This window comes from Paenibacillus sp. JNUCC 34, assembly GCF_058269055.1.
This window is the reverse complement of the sequence record NZ_CM177770.1, coordinates 4,556,497-4,571,545: the sequence shown is the minus strand read 5'-3', so window position 1 is coordinate 4,571,545 and position 15,049 is coordinate 4,556,497. Positions and strand designations below refer to the sequence as shown.

Genomic DNA, 15,049 nt, shown 5'->3' with positions numbered 1-15,049 from the left:
TTCATATGTATAGATGTTTGCACCGGTAAGCTTGTCCACGCATATGCTGAAAAAAAGAAATTGAAGGAGAGTCCCAAGTTGGAGAACAAAATTAATGATTTGGTGGAGCATCTTTCGCATTCCCAGCAGCAGATGGCGCGAATCCTTGAAGCTCAGCGGCATGCAGCAGTTCGCATGGCCAAGATCATACATTCGTTGCCCAATCATCAACGTAAACCCACTGATATACATTTGTTATCCAATCATCAGCTTCAATCCCCTGATAATACGAAATCGAGTGGAGGTCAGGTGGAGCAAGTAAACGGTAGTATTGTAGCTTACTTGAACGCGATGGCCGATCTGCAGCAAACGGTGGCAGACACTTTGGAAATTGCTATGAAAGAGCTAAGGGCAAATGAGCAGGCTGAAGAATAGAAGAAACAACCTCGGTTGGCATAGGGGGAACGTACATGAGCAAAGAGGAATCTTTCATGCGAATTTTGGATGCATCTGTTGTGATTCAGCGAAACACCTATCTTATTTTGCAAGGGAAGGCTGTTGAAGCGGAGAAGGTCTGCCAATGGGTTTTGACTCAATATTCGGATGCAGATGGCGAATTGAAGGATTCGTTGTCTATTCATGAGCAGATTGTAGAGCAAATCGAGGGATTGACAAGAATCGGATCAGGTTTGTGCCGTAATCTACGTATTGCTATGGGAACCTCTGAGGATGAGAATGCTGACAGTATGGGGTTTGATGCGTTTGATTTCGGAGATCAGGATTGATGAAAGCACGATTATACCGGGAGCGTGAGGCTAAAGTTGATATGATCTCATCCATCGCAAGAAGTCAGGATGCATTGGCTGGCATATTGGAAAATATCGCGGAAATAACAGCCCACTCCGATGTTACTGCACGCAAACTCGCCGAGAATATCCGGCTGCTTAACGGCTATCAGTCTGTAATGGCCGAGATGCTGACAGGCATACGGCTTAACCGCTCTAAGTTAGGCAAACCAGCATCACCCTGGTTAAAACCCGAATGTTCGGCGTACCGAAATAAGGATATATTGGAAGAGAGGAACCTGGGGGTACAGGAGGATTCGCTATGAAGGCATCGACGGGGCAAGACAACAGATTAACACTTCATTCCAGGGGAAGTAAATCGTCGTCAGGGGTAAGGCGTGGCCTTACGTTCAAAGGAACAAAGCGACGTTACGGCATGAAATTTGGGCAGCGCAAACAGCGCGGTGCCAAAGGGCGTTACAGAATCAGGCAGGAAACCCGGCGAAGACAGTCACTCTCTCCGGAACGTACCCTAGTTTTTAATCAAGGATATGATCAGGCATACAATGATGATTTTAAAGCTGGATTTGCCCAAGGCTACGAGGATGGGCATTTTACAGCATCAACTTCATCATTGCCGTACAGGCGGTCAAATGTGGAGTAGCTTTTTTCACATAGGACCGCCTTTTCTTTTTTTAGGTAAGACAATTACGAATACTTCCACTAGTTAGTAGGCAAATGAATAATCCACATATCTTTTGTCGACATAAAATGTTTAAAAGCGAGAATGGAGTGAGGGCTAGTGAATCGGACCAGCAAAATAGACAAGCGATTGATTCGAAGAACATGGCGTAAGATGAAATTTTCTGAATCATTCCAGTTTCTTTCGGCAAAGGAAGTAACACTAAATCATCGAAAAATGGAATGTTTAAAAGACTCATACAAGAGCAGTATCTGGAAGCTAGTGATTGATGCTGACACCAAGAGCCTTCCCGTCATACTTAAAATTTCTAAACAGCTGAAAGAAGAGCGGCCGGAAAGTATTGTTGAAAAAAAAATATATCGTAAAGCCAGAAAAGTCCTACAGCCGTTCATGCCAAAAGTGTTTTTGGCCAAAAAAAATGTGAGCCATCGCGACTTTTGGGTGTTCATGGAATATATAGAACCTATCAAAGGGAGGGTAGAGTATAACCCTGATCACTTTGACAAGATCATTCCGACATTGGCTAAGCTCCATGCGGCAACGATGGATAAACGATTTTTAGAGCAGGAACAATTATTCGCAGGTTGGCTGCCTCGATTTGACTCCAAGGAAGCAGATGAGGAAAGATTACGTCTAAATGAATCAACGTTTTATTATCTCAATGAGGCGATGAAGGTGAATGATCTCAATATTATAATCAAGCCATACTACTCCCTATTGCAGACTCTACTGAAGCAAGGTCCCGGATATTTTCCAGAGGTGAGAAAAGCAGGTTGCTGCATTATCCATGGGGATTTGCACACAGCCAATATCGTCTGTCGTAATGTGAATGAGAATAAATGGGATATCAAATTTATCGATTGGGAAGGTGCGAAGTATGCCCCTTGCTGGTATGATCTCGTCAATTTGATTGGCGTTTTTTTGGCGTATCGAACAGAGTGGAAAGATCAAGAAGAGGAGATTACCCATCGCTGTGTTCATTTGTATGCGAATGAGATGGGAAAGAATGGCGTTGTTTTTAATATGGACCCCATGAAATTATATGAGATGGCTTATTTGAAAAAAATACTTGAGAAAAGCTTGTACCTTCAGCTGAACTGGGCGGTAACCGGCAAAAAAGAGGCGAAGCTCTTGCTGGTTTATTTAGAGAAGATTAAAGTGCTCGGAAAAAAATTAGAATTGTATTAACTAGCATGATGCCGCCGATTCATTGAATAAATTTGCAATTAAAGAGTTCAAGTAGACCCTTCAAAATTTAGAAGATTGACATATTGTATATCAAATTTTTTTACTGTCACGATGGCGGTTTTCAACATAGGATATAGAAGGAATATGGAGTGGAGGACTACGCATATGGCAAATGTACATGATTCAAGTGGATACGAGCAGGGCAGAAGTGATGGATTTAATAAGGGTAAACAAGACGGATATGTAAAAGGACTTGAAGATGCTAAAGCATTGTTGGATAACCCGCCTCTTAATGATATAAGTCTGAAATGGAGAGAGCTTCATTGCGCCAAGCAGTTTGCATCCCATTTTGGCTCATCTGTCGTATTAAATGACCGAAAAATGGAATGTTTGAAAGAAACATTTAAAAGTGCGATTTGGAAGCTGGAAGTATCAGCGAACAAACAAGCGTATCCAATTATTCTGAAAATTTTTAAAGCGCCTATAGCTGATGAACCGCTCACGGAACTAAATATGTATCGTAAGGTCAGCTCAATATTACCGGATTTAATGCCCACGATCTATTTAATTTTAGAGGGAATGAACGGTGATAATGTATGGGTATTTATGGAGTATGTCCCTCAAATAAAAGGTCAAGTTATTTTTACGCCGGATCATTTTGATCGGATTATTCCTTCCTTAGCCAAGCTTCATGCTCTAACCTTTAATGATAACTTTTACAACAAGTGGGATGTATATGAGGATTGGCTTCCTCGATATGAATCGGACGCTTTATCTGCAGAACGTATGAAGTACCATGAGAAGACATTGGAGTATCTGGATAAAGCCATGGACCATCCTGAATTTAAGCAGAGACTGAGTTCCAGTTATAACGATTTGAAGCGCATTTTGAAAAAAGGACCGATTTATTTCCCTGAGCTTATCCAGGCAGGTAAAAGTATTACCCATAATGATCTGCAGACTCCAAACATGGGCTGCCACAATGTGGATGAACAGAACTGGAATATTAAGTTTATCGATTGGGAAGGCGCACGTTTCACACCTTGCTGGTTCGACATGTTCAATTTGATCGGTGTATTTTTTGCGTACAGGAAAGATTGGAGAGCCGACGAAGATGTGGTGATCGAGCGATGTGCACCTTTATATGCTGCAGAAATGCTTAAGTACGGTATCACATTCGACGTAAATCCGATTCATTTGTATAAAATGGCTTATTTACAGCGTGTGCTGGAACGAAGTTTGTATAATCAGCTTCAATGGGGAATCGATGGCTTGAAGCCTGCCCATTTGCTGGATGTTTTCTTAGAGAAAATCAAAGTTTGGGGTAAGGAATTGGGTCTGTATTAAGGTTTACCTAATAACACAAAAAGGAGGTATGCGCATGAATCATGTTTTAACCTATCTTGATTTGGCAGATTCTTTGTTGTGTTCCATTCCCACTCGAGCTCAAATTACCGGAAGCCCGAAGCTTTCTTCCCGTCAAATCTTCCTGATCAGAGTGGATAGAACGATGCCCTTTGAGTTTATTGCGAACTTGATGCCTCCTTTTTGCAGGTTATGGGAAGCTGACGTCCACTTTAATTACTCGGATTATGATGCTGCTCTAACAGGGCTTGGTGGAGATCTGTTGGCTGATGTATTCATCATTTGGATCGATTGGCGAATCTATCTAAAATCGATGACAGCACAAGAAGCCGTTCATTGGTTACATGAGAGGATTGAAAAATTACGGGCTGTAACCAATAAATCAATATGGGTAAATAACTGGCCTGAGTCCCTCGGAGTAAAAGATACCTTATTCAGTTTTTCTGCAAGCGATAAAGGATGGTTCCGCAATTTAAACGCGCATATATCGGAATTGATCGAACAAAATACCGACTGCGTCCTGATTGATCTGGCTGCGCTGGTCCAAGAAGGTTCTGACTCCTTCTACGATTACCGAAATGAAGAAATAAGCAACTATCCGTTTTCTAACGAGGCAACGATTATCATTTCCCGTCACTTGGGTGTTCATCTCCTTCCAGCTACATTTGTACCCCGGCTTAAAGCGATTGCTCTGGACCTTGACGATACACTTTACAACGGGGTTTTAGGTGAAGAGGGAGCCGAAAGGGTATCACTAACCGAAGGTCATCATCTATTGCAGAGGCTGCTGCTTCGGCTTAAACAGTCGGGTGTACTGCTAACGTTGTGCAGTCGTAACGAGGAACAAGACGTAAAAGTGTTGTTTGAGAAGCGGGATGATTTTCCGTTAAAGTGGGACGATTTTGCAGCTGTTTGTGCCAACTGGCGGACGAAAGCAGAAAATCTGGATCAGTTGGCGCAAATATTGAATATCGATTCTTCCGCTTTTTTATTTGTAGATGATAATCCTGCTGAATTGATCAAGATGGCAGCCACACGGCCTGAAGTACATCTGCTCCGGGCAAAAAGAGACGGTCAAGAGACAATGAACGGGTTGTGTCATTATCCGCGACTGTATCAACTTCATCCCGATGATGCAGCCTTTTCAAGAACAGCGGATATTCAAGCGAATCAAAGGCGGGAGAGAATTAAGCACGAGGCGTCTGATTATAATGCATATCTGGATAGCTTGGAAATGCATATAACAGTTTATGAGAATGATCCTTCCCATGTTAAGCGGTTGTATGAACTAAGCCGAAAAACGAATCAGTTTAACTTGGCTTTAAGGCGGATGACCGAAAGCGAAGTTCATGAAGTCATGGATATCAACAACTATTTAAGTGTCACAATTTCTCTCTCTGATGTATTGTCTGACAGTGGTGTAATTGGTGCCTTTATATGTAGGATCAAAGGTGAGAAGGCGCAATTGATTGAAACGCTTTTTAGCTGCAGAGCGCTTGGCCGGGAGATTGAAACGGTGACATTCGCTTGGGTTTTGGAACAATTAATAACTCGTGGAGTTCAGCATTTGAACATCGATCGCCTCCAAGGATCGCGGAATGCTCCGGCGCTCGATTGGTTGAAGCGTTTTGTAGGAGACTCACCTGAACCACAATCTCTTAAAGATCTGTTGATGCGTGTGAAAGCTGCGTGCAGCAATCATCCTGCCCAGTTGGAGGTGAACTAATGAATAATGAGTTACGCGAACAAATCGGGTCAATTCTGTCTGAGGTGCTGAACACAACGCTGCCACCGGATGAAAATCCAAAACGTGAGGAAGTGCCAAACTGGGATTCATTGAAGCATATGGAACTCATTCTCCGTCTTGAAGAGCAATTTAATGTTCGTTTCTCGATTAGGGAGGTTGCAGGAATAACGAGTTTGGATGATTTAGCTGAGATTATAGAGGTGAAATCGTGAAGCATAACATCATGGTAGAACGCTTCGGGGTCCGATTAAGGCCGATAACGATGGATGATGCCGAGTTTATTTTCAAACTTAGAAGAACACCTGAATTGTCCAAGTATATCGGGGAAATCGATTCCCGTTTCTCCATCCATGAATCATGGCTGGAGAAGTACTTTCATCGAGAGGGCGATTATTACTTCTGTATCGAACTTTTATCAGGAAAAGCTGTCGGCACAATTGCGATTTATGATATCGCAGATCAATCCGGTAATTGGGGCAGGTGGATTATCTCCCCTTTGATTCCGGCCGCGCCAGCCAGTGTGTGGCTTATTCTTCATGTCGCATTTGATATTTTAGGTTTGTCCAGTGTTTATTCCAACACGGTAATTGACAATGCAAGCGTCGTGTCTTTTCATGACAATTGTGGACTGCCCCGTACAGGGATCGAACGCGGCGGTTTAACCATTAAAGGCGTTTCTTATGATATGGTCATCCATACGGCAAGCAAGGAAAACTGGCCTGTCATTCAGGAACGATTGAAGAAACCGGCTATCATGGCAGAGCGTTTGCTTACGGAAGACTTTAGTGAATAACTTGTCCGTAGTTTTATAAGCGCTGTCTCTGACAGCGAACCTATTTTCATCCGAAGGAATAGCAAATAAACTCAAGAGTTACTTGAGTTTATTTGCTATTTTGCTTCTATTGATATCCTACTCCTTGATAAGAATAGCCCAAGGTCTTCATTCGTCCGGCATCCAGTAGGTTCCTGCCATCAAATAGATTCGGATGCTTCATGATCTGCTTCATTTGACGCCAATCGATGTTCTTATACATCTTCCACTCGGTGCAGAGGAATGCGGCATCGGCTCCTTTCAACGCTTCATCAGGGGAGTTGCAGAATGTAACTGATGGTTGGACCAGTTCTGGGGGAAGCTTTGCGATCGGATCGTGCACGTAAATATGTGCCTGTTCGTGAAGAAGAACCTTGATCATCCTGATAGCAGGCGCTTCCCGGATATCATCCGTTTCCGGCTTAAAGGCGAGACCCAATATGGCGATTTTTCTTCCGTTGAAATCCCCTAGCCTTTTTCGAGCCTTTTCTAGTAAATATAAATATTGGGTCTGATTTACGGATACGGCCTGTTCTATTATGGTTAACGGGGAATTAAGCGCATCTGCCAACCGGACCAAAGCGGAGGTATCTTTGGGAAAACAGGAGCCGCCGTAGCCTATCCCGGCTTGCAGAAAGCTTGGTCCAATTCTGGGATCAAGTCCGATCCCGTGAGCTACTTCTTTGACGTTAATCTCAAGCTTGTCGCAAAGCCTGGCTAATTCGTTGATGTATGAAATTTTCATGGCCAAATAAGCATTGGCAGCATATTTAATCAACTCTGCCGTTGCAGGCGTCGTAATCACGACCGGACAAGATAGCGATTGATACAGTTCCTTGAGAAGCTTGACTGCATGATTACTGTCCGTTCCAATGATGATCCTATCCGGAGAAAACGAATCCGACAATGCCATTCCCTCACGTAAAAACTCGGGATTCGAAACGACATCGAATGGGGAAGCAAGAGCTTGCGCTGAGCGAATCCATTGCACGATTAAACGTTGCGTTCCGACGGGAACGGTGCTCTTGACAACGATAAGCTTATATTCGTTCATGCAGCGGCCGATATTGGCGGCGATCTGCCTGACATACTGAGTATCAGCTTGGCCGTCTTGCCCGGATGGGGTTCCTACGCATATAAAAATCACATCATTATTCCGAATGGCTGAGTCCGTATCCGAAGTGAACTTGATCTTTCCGGTCCGTAGATGCTTCTTCAACAAACGTTCAAGCCCTTCTTCATGAAAGGGGATGGATCCTTGTTGAAGCTGTTTCAGCTTGTTCAGATCGGTATCTAGCCCCGTTACGTTCCAACCTGACTCCGCCAGCACCAGAGCGGTTGTCGTCCCCACATAACCAGTACCTGCTACCAGTATATTCATGATGTGGTCAACACCTCTTTTCAAAAAGTAAGGCCGTCTTTGACTGAGAGGCTCGTTACTTCCACATTATGATGAAACGAAAAGGAATGACATGGGTAGTACGTCTGGTGAATTCGCCGTTTCTCCTCTAATGTAAATTTCATACTTTATCAGGAAAAGGAAAATTATGATCAACCGGTATTACATCACGGAGGTGTTGATCTTAGCGACAAAGAGATCAGAAGGGATGGATCGAGTTGGTTTCTATCATTTGTTGTACGATGAGACCTTCTTTTATGAATAACATATTCGATAATTATGCTCGTCAAAATTTTGAAAATAAAGAATTGATTATCGTATTGAATAAAGATGACATGGATATAGACCAATGGAGGGAAGAAGCAAAGAGGTATAAATATGTATCCGTTTATAAGATCTCGGAGAAATGGAAATTAGGACAATGTTTGAATTACGGGATCGGGAAGGCAAAACATGATCTCATTGCAAAATTCGATGATGATGATTACTATGCACCCGATTACCTGAAAGAGGGCGTAAGCACGCTTAAGCGAACCAAGGCTCACGTTGTAGGTAAACATACTTCGTTTGTGTATTTTGAGGAAAAAAATGCGCTAATGCTGTTCAGGAAGGAAGGAGAAGAAAAGTACAGAAGGCATCTTAAGGGGGGGACCCTTCTGTTTAAGAGGGAGGTATGGGATAGAATCAAATTCAATGAGGAGATGGAACACGCGAGCGATGCCGAATTCCTGAGACGATCCAAGAGAGAAGGATATCGATTATTCTCCTCATCCAGATACAATTACGTATGCGTCCGAAGAAAGAACATAAATACCCATACGCAGAAAACCAGCACCGAAGAGTATATGGCCAAGTGCCGATTCATATCGTACACCGATAACTATATCACGCTAATAACCAAAAGCTTTGATATTTGAAATGGGGGTGATATCTTGACTCATAAAAGGATATATTTATCTCCTCCGCATTTAAGCAATAACGAATTGAAATGGATACAAGAGGCTTTTCGGACTAACTGGATTACAACATTAGGTCCTCATGTAGAAGCTTTCGAACGGGAAATAGCTGAATATGCGGGGGTAATGGGGGCTGTAGCTGTAAGCTCGGGTACAGCTGCCATTCATTTGGCCTTAATTTCTTTAGGTATAGGGTCCGGGGATCTTGTTTTTTGTTCAACGCTTACCTTTGTTGCAAGTGCAAATCCTATAGTATACCAAGGGGCAACACCTGTATTCATCGACTCAGAACCGGAATCATGGAACATGTCATCCACAGCGTTAGAGCGTGCTTTTGAACATTATAAATTTAAAGGACAATTACCGAAAGCCGTTGTGGTCGTAAATTTATACGGGCAAAGCGCAGATATGGAAGCGATCATAAAGGTATGTGAACAGTATGGAGTACCCATTATCGAGGATGCTGCAGAGTCTCTGGGAGCAACATATCAGGGAAAAGCCAGCGGGTCATTGGGGAAACTCGGTATTTATTCTTTTAACGGGAATAAGATCATTACCACCTCAGGGGGAGGGATGGTCATATCCGATGATGAAGCAGCCATAGCGAAAATTCGAAATTGGGCATCGCAATCTCGGGATCCTGCGATTTATTATCAGCACAGTGAATTGGGGTATAATTACCGGCTTAGCAATGTGTTGGCGGCAATCGGGAGGGCGCAATTAGAAGTACTCGATCAGCGGGTATCCGAACGACGTAAAGTTTTCGAGTCGTATCATCAAGCTCTTTCGAAATGGGATGGAATAGAGTTTATGGCAGAGCCCCAATATGGCCGATCTACCCGTTGGCTCACTGCACTTACAGTTGACCCCACACGTACCGGAATATCCGCGGTAAGGATCATAGAAGCTTTAGCAGAGCTTGATATTGAAGCGCGGCCAGTCTGGAAGCCAATGCATCTTCAGCCCCTCTATAATAAATGTAACTATTTTCAGCACGACGAGAAAGGCAGCGTTTCTGATTTATTATTTCAACGAGGGCTTTGTCTGCCGTCCGGTTCTAATCTATCAGAGAAGGATCTTGAACGAGTTATTGAAAGTATTCTCAAAATTTTAAGAAACGACCGGAAATCATGATCCCCCATCCTAATCAAGACCTTTTTTATAAAAGACTTAGAATACATCTGGTAATATGCTAAATTAAAAAGCTTTGCGGGAGGTTGAATAAAACAACTTATGAAAAGGACAAGAGACGCAAAGACAAGGGAGCGTATCATACGAAATGCTCTTGAGGATATAAGTATGGGGGACTTGCTCGAGAGAAGGTCGATTGATATCAAGATTGATGAAATAAGTGGTTACATCAAAGATAAGGTCATTCTTGTAACTGGTGCGGGAGGTTCAATCGGTTCCGAGCTTTGTCGGCAAATCACTAGGTTTGAACCTCGCATGCTTCTGTTATTAGGGCATGGTGAGAATAGTATTTATCTCATTGAAAAAGAATTAAGAAACCATCATAAACTTATAAAAATGATATCGCTTATTGCAGATATTCAGGATAAAAAAAGACTCGAAGATATTTTTTCATTCTACCGGCCCCAGATTATCTTCCATGCGGCAGCCCATAAGCACGTTCCGTTAATGGAACTAAACCCCTCCGAAGCTATAAAAAACAACGTATGGGGAACTAGAAATCTGGCCGATTGTGCCCAAAAGTATAAAGCAGAGTGTTTTATATTTATTTCTTCCGATAAAGCTGTTAATTCAACAAGTATCATGGGAGCAAGCAAAAGGCTGGCGGAGTTAGTGCTGCAAACTAGGGCGAAAGACAACGGGACCCGGTTCGTTATCGTTCGTTTTGGTAATGTACTGGGAAGCAGGGGGAGTGTCTTCCATTTATTTAAAGAGCAAATTATGAAGGGAGGTCCGGTCACAATAACCCACCCTGAGATGGTTCGTTATTTTATGACGATTCCGGAAGGAGTAAAACTAGTCATACAGGCTGGGGCAATGGCCAAAGGAGGGGAAATCTTTGTTCTTGATATGGGCAATCCTATCAAAATCATAGACTTGGCTCATAAACTGATCTCCTTAGCGGGTCTTAAACTCGGTAAAGATATTCAAATTGTATTTACAGGAATGCGTCCGGGTGAAAAGCTAGTGGAAGAAATATTAACGGATAGAGAGAAAGTAAGAGCTACTTACCATGATCTTATTTATATAAGTGATCCTCCTACAATTTCAGAAGAACTGTTGGTGAGTTTAAGAGAATTTGAAAATTTTGTTTCCTTGCATGACTCGGTTGCAGTTGAAGAAATTCTTACTAGGGTAAGGACTATGTTTCCAGAATTATACCAGCCTCAGCCCTCAGGTGTTGATTCGAGTGAAGAGCAGCAAACTTAATATTTTATATTTCACCTTTAATTGGTCCGCATACACGTATAAACCCGATCATTACTTTAAACAAATCTTAGCCATTCAGCCTGATGTGCATGTACATTTCACAGAGCAAGGTGGTTATCTTCCTGAGATTATTAGAAAGCTCGATTTTACCCCCGATTTTATTTATATTGATAACTTTACTCATAACAGACGAATCAATACTCTCCCCAATGGTTTGAATGAAGTCAATATTCCTAAAGGTATACTTCTTCATGACGTTCAAAGGAGGAAAAATGCTTTTAGGAGCTTTCTGTTGAGTAATGACATAGATTTAATATTTGTTCACTATCGTGATGCATTTCTTAAATACTTCCCACAATTGCGTAACAGATTAAGATGGATGCCGAATCATGTATATAAGCCAATCTTTCATAAATATAATGTCAAAAAAACGATTGATTACCTAACGATGGGTAGAGTTAATAATCTTTATCCGCTTCGCAAAGAAATTGTAAGCAAATGTCATCAGTTGAAGGGGTTAATCGTCCATGAACATCCTGGGTACAAAAGTTTCACTAATGAAGAAAAGGATTCTTTATTCCTGGATGAGAAATACGCAGAGGAAATCTGTTGTGCCAAAATGTTTCTGACATGTGGATCCCGATATGATTTTGCAGTAGGTAAATACTTTGAGATCCCTGCTTGTGGAACATTACTATTAGCTTCAGATTTTCCGGAGCTTACTGACTTAGGGTTCAAAGATAAAAAGAACTTCATTAGTATCAACAAAAGGAACTTCGTAAAGAAAGCTAAATATTATCTTGAACATGAAGATGAGAGAAATGAAATAAGCCGAGAAGGCTATAAGCTAGTAAATTCACGGCATTTAACGGATATTCGAGTCAGAGAATTCGTGAATGAGCTCTGGAATTTCCTTGGAAATACAACTAGTGAAAGAAGTCTGAGCACCTTTGATAAGGGGGGACAAAGTTGAATAAGATCAATATTCTATATTTTACAATCAATTGGTCTACCTTTACGTATAAACCCGATCATTATTTTAAATTGGAACTTGCCAAGTTGCCGGATGTGCGAGTTCATTTTAGGTATGGATTGCGGGATGGAAAAAAGAAAAGCGGAGGGCATCTTCCAGACATAATTAAAGACCTGGGTTTTGTTCCAGACTTTATTTATTTTGACGATTTTGAATCTATTCGAGGTGTTTATGGGCTTCCGACAGGAATGAATGAAGTGAAAATACCTAAGGGAATTTTGTTTCACGATGTCTATCGGATTAACGAATCATTTAGAAAGTATGCAATTGAGAATAAAATTGAATTGATTTTTGCCCACTACCGGGATGCCTTTAATAAATATTTCCCAGATCTTAAAGACAGGTTAAGATGGCTTCCGAATCATGCCTATAGTCCGGTTTTCCACAAATATAAGGTCGAAAAGAAAATAGACTATTTGATGATGGGAAAAATCAATGAGTTATATCCTCTTCGCAATACAATATACCATAGCATGCAAAAGATGGAAGGCTTTGTTTCCCACGATCATCCAGGATATAAATGGGTTTCGGGGGGGGAAAAGAAAACCATGTTTATTGATGAAAAGTACTCAAAAGAAATAAGCAGAGCAAAAATGTTTCTAACCTGCGGTTCCAAATACGATCTTGCGGTTGGAAAATATTTTGAAGTTCCGGCCTGTGGAACCTTGTTGTTGGCTTCTAGATTTCCGGAGTTAGAAGATTTAGGTTTCATCCATAAAAAGACCTACGTCAGAATTTCTCGAAACAACTTTCTTGATAAAGCTAAATATTATTTGAAGCATGAAGACAAAAGAAATCAGATCACTGAGAATGGAATGCAATTAATCCGTACCCGCCATACAACTGCGATTCGCGTTAGAGAATTTGTAGATGAGCTTTGGAAATTCACTGGGAAGACCAGAGACAAGGCTCGAGAAGGTGATCAACCTAATGACGAAGTTTAATATTTTATTTACTAGTGCAGGCCGAAGAGTCTCACTAATTCGATATTTTAAAGAGGCTTTGCTTGAGATGGGCGTAGATGGAATAATGGTGACTGCCGATATGCGGAAAAATGCTCCTGCAGCTCAGGTTAGTGATATCCATGAGCTACTGCCCCGTGTTACAGATTTGGACTATATCCCAAGATTAATTGACCTTTGCAAGAAGCATGCCATCAAGCTTGTGATCCCGTTAATAGATACGGAGTTGCAAGTTCTTGCTGATCATCGAAATGAATTTGAAAAAATAGGTGTATTCGTTCTTGTTAGTGCTTCCGAGGTTATCCAAATTGGAAACGATAAAAGAAAAACAGCATTGTTTTTAGAAAGCATTGGAATGAAGACACCCAAGCTTATGGATCCTTACCAGGCTGTACAAGAAAATTATACCTGCTACCCCCTAATGCTCAAGCCTTTTAACGGGAGCAGCAGCATAGGCGTGACGAAGGTAAATAGTGTTGAAGAATTAAAATTTTTTTTGAGCTATTTCCAAAATCCAATACTTCAGGAATTTGTGACAGGACAAGAGTATACGGTTGACGTCTTGATGGATTTTCAGGGGAAAGCTTGTGCGGCGGTACCTCGTTTGCGGATAGAAACTAGATCAGGCGAAGTCAGTAAAGGGATGACTGTGAAAGATAAACAAATTATGAACGCTGCAAAAAAAGTCGCAGAGGCACTTCCTGGAGCAGTGGGATGCATAACATTGCAGTGCTTTGTCACTGACTTGAAAGAGATTGTATTTATTGAGATCAATCCTCGATTTGGAGGTGGTGTCCCTCTTTCCTTAGCAGCTGGTGCCCACTTTTGCAAAACTATTATTCAATGGCTATTAAACGAGCCGGTTGAATGGGAGAATATGGATGGTTGGTGCGACGGTCTAGTCATGCTTCGATACGATGAGGCTTTCTTTGTAGAACAAGGCGATATAAAGTGATAAAGGCTGTCGTGTTTGATTTGGATGATACTCTTTATATGGAGAAAGAGTATGTCATTAGTGGTTTTCAGGAAGTGGATCTTTGGGTACAAAGGCACTGCAAGGTACAAGGTTTTTTTGAAAAAGCGATGTTGCTCTTTAATCAAGGACACAGAGGTCATATTTTTGATGAAGCGCTTGAATTATTGAACATAGACATTGAATACGGAATGGTCCTGCAAATGCTAAAGATTTATCGTGAACATCTGCCAAAGATACAGCTATATCCGGATGCACGGTGGGCGTTACAATATTTTTATGATAAAGATGTAATAGGTCTATTAACCGATGGGTTCCTAGAGGCACAACGTCAGAAGGTGAAAGCTTTAGGCATAGGCCCCTATTTTAAAACAATCGTGTACTCGGATGAGTTGGGTCGAGAATATTGGAAGCCTAGCCCGATTCCTTATATTAGAATGTCTACAAATATGGGATTTGATCCTAAGCAATGCGTCTATATTGGAGATAATCCTCAAAAAGACTTTATAACGGCAAAGCGCTTAGGTTGGACGACGATATGTATAAAGCGAACAGATGATCTATACTCCGGTGTTGCTATAGACTCTGGTTATCTAGCAGATTATCAAATCTTAACGTTATACGAGCTTAAACACATAAACTTACTTTGAGACGAGTTGGAAAGGGCAGTTCGAATACAATGATTCGACTGCTCTTTCTGCAGTTGAAATAATCAATAAATTGTTCCTTCGTTTTATTTCGCCTTAAG

Annotated in this window: 17 protein-coding genes; 16 read left to right on the top strand and 1 reads right to left on the bottom strand. The window is 41.6% G+C overall.

Features of this window, described 5'->3' with window-relative positions; genetic code table 11:
• Positions 1 to 78: 78 nt before the first annotated feature.
• From AC2TF5_RS21470 to AC2TF5_RS21430, 9 genes are all read left to right on the top strand, one after another.
• Entirely contained in the window at positions 79 to 414 is a 336-nt protein-coding gene (locus AC2TF5_RS21470) for a nucleoside-diphosphate sugar epimerase (RefSeq protein ID WP_491299155.1), read from the top strand.
• 35 nt (positions 415 to 449) lie between these two features.
• Entirely contained in the window at positions 450 to 764 is a 315-nt protein-coding gene (locus AC2TF5_RS21465) for an alpha-helical endospore appendage domain-containing protein (protein ID WP_491299154.1), read from the top strand.
• Positions 764 to 1,090 carry a hypothetical protein gene (locus AC2TF5_RS21460; RefSeq protein ID WP_491299153.1) on the top strand — a complete coding sequence of 109 codons (327 nt, stop codon included), beginning with the start codon at positions 764 to 766 and terminating at the stop codon, positions 1,088 to 1,090. The genes AC2TF5_RS21465 and AC2TF5_RS21460 overlap by 1 nt, the downstream gene beginning before the upstream one ends.
• Positions 1,087 to 1,428, top strand: a complete 342-nt coding sequence (locus AC2TF5_RS21455; protein ID WP_491299152.1) for a hypothetical protein — start codon at positions 1,087 to 1,089, stop codon at positions 1,426 to 1,428. The genes AC2TF5_RS21460 and AC2TF5_RS21455 overlap by 4 nt, the downstream gene beginning before the upstream one ends.
• Positions 1,429 to 1,566: 138 nt before the next feature.
• A complete protein-coding gene (locus AC2TF5_RS21450) occupies positions 1,567 to 2,655 on the top strand; it encodes an aminoglycoside phosphotransferase family protein (RefSeq protein WP_491299151.1) in 1,089 nt (362 codons plus the stop codon).
• Between the two features lie 165 nt (positions 2,656 to 2,820).
• Complete coding sequence (locus AC2TF5_RS21445) at positions 2,821 to 4,002, top strand: phosphotransferase (RefSeq protein ID WP_491299150.1); 1,182 nt, start codon at positions 2,821 to 2,823, stop codon at positions 4,000 to 4,002.
• A 34-nt stretch (positions 4,003 to 4,036) separates the two neighbouring features.
• Positions 4,037 to 5,746, top strand: coding sequence for an HAD-IIIC family phosphatase (locus AC2TF5_RS21440; protein ID WP_491299149.1), 1,710 nt, complete (start codon positions 4,037 to 4,039; stop codon positions 5,744 to 5,746).
• Complete coding sequence (locus tag AC2TF5_RS21435) at positions 5,746 to 5,979, top strand: acyl carrier protein (RefSeq protein ID WP_491299148.1); 234 nt, start codon at positions 5,746 to 5,748, stop codon at positions 5,977 to 5,979. The genes AC2TF5_RS21440 and AC2TF5_RS21435 overlap by 1 nt, the downstream gene beginning before the upstream one ends.
• Positions 5,976 to 6,560, top strand: a complete 585-nt coding sequence (locus AC2TF5_RS21430) for a GNAT family N-acetyltransferase (protein WP_491299147.1) — start codon at positions 5,976 to 5,978, stop codon at positions 6,558 to 6,560. The genes AC2TF5_RS21435 and AC2TF5_RS21430 overlap by 4 nt, the downstream gene beginning before the upstream one ends.
• A 106-nt stretch (positions 6,561 to 6,666) precedes the next feature.
• Here AC2TF5_RS21430 and AC2TF5_RS21425 read toward each other — a convergent pair whose 3' ends face one another.
• A complete protein-coding gene (locus AC2TF5_RS21425; protein WP_491299146.1) occupies positions 6,667 to 7,959 on the bottom strand; it encodes a UDP-glucose dehydrogenase family protein in 1,293 nt (430 codons plus the stop codon).
• A gap of 275 nt (positions 7,960 to 8,234) precedes the next feature.
• Between AC2TF5_RS21425 and AC2TF5_RS21420 the strand changes: the two genes are divergently transcribed.
• The 7 genes from AC2TF5_RS21420 (at position 8,235) to AC2TF5_RS21390 (ending at position 14,951) form a co-directional block, all read left to right on the top strand.
• The gene (locus tag AC2TF5_RS21420) at positions 8,235 to 8,894 is read left to right on the top strand and encodes a glycosyltransferase (protein ID WP_491299145.1); all 660 of its coding nucleotides are present in this window, start codon (positions 8,235 to 8,237) and stop codon (positions 8,892 to 8,894) included.
• 12 nt (positions 8,895 to 8,906) lie between these two features.
• Positions 8,907 to 10,067 (top strand): DegT/DnrJ/EryC1/StrS family aminotransferase, encoded by a 1,161-nt coding sequence (locus tag AC2TF5_RS21415; RefSeq protein ID WP_491302959.1) that lies wholly within the window; start codon positions 8,907 to 8,909, stop codon positions 10,065 to 10,067.
• Between the two features lie 165 nt (positions 10,068 to 10,232).
• Entirely contained in the window at positions 10,233 to 11,333 is a 1,101-nt protein-coding gene (locus AC2TF5_RS21410; RefSeq protein WP_491299144.1) for a UDP-N-acetylglucosamine 4,6-dehydratase family protein, read from the top strand.
• Positions 11,314 to 12,306: a glycosyltransferase gene (locus AC2TF5_RS21405; RefSeq protein WP_491299143.1), complete on the top strand. Its 993-nt coding sequence runs from the start codon at positions 11,314 to 11,316 to the stop codon at positions 12,304 to 12,306. The genes AC2TF5_RS21410 and AC2TF5_RS21405 overlap by 20 nt, the downstream gene beginning before the upstream one ends.
• Positions 12,303 to 13,310 (top strand): glycosyltransferase, encoded by a 1,008-nt coding sequence (locus AC2TF5_RS21400; RefSeq protein ID WP_491299141.1) that lies wholly within the window; start codon positions 12,303 to 12,305, stop codon positions 13,308 to 13,310. Before AC2TF5_RS21405 ends, AC2TF5_RS21400 begins: the two co-directional genes overlap by 4 nt.
• Complete coding sequence (locus tag AC2TF5_RS21395; protein WP_491299140.1) at positions 13,297 to 14,283, top strand: ATP-grasp domain-containing protein; 987 nt, start codon at positions 13,297 to 13,299, stop codon at positions 14,281 to 14,283. The genes AC2TF5_RS21400 and AC2TF5_RS21395 overlap by 14 nt, the downstream gene beginning before the upstream one ends.
• Positions 14,280 to 14,951: an HAD family hydrolase gene (locus AC2TF5_RS21390; RefSeq protein ID WP_491299139.1), complete on the top strand. Its 672-nt coding sequence runs from the start codon at positions 14,280 to 14,282 to the stop codon at positions 14,949 to 14,951. The genes AC2TF5_RS21395 and AC2TF5_RS21390 overlap by 4 nt, the downstream gene beginning before the upstream one ends.
• Positions 14,952 to 15,049: the final 98 nt, after the last annotated feature.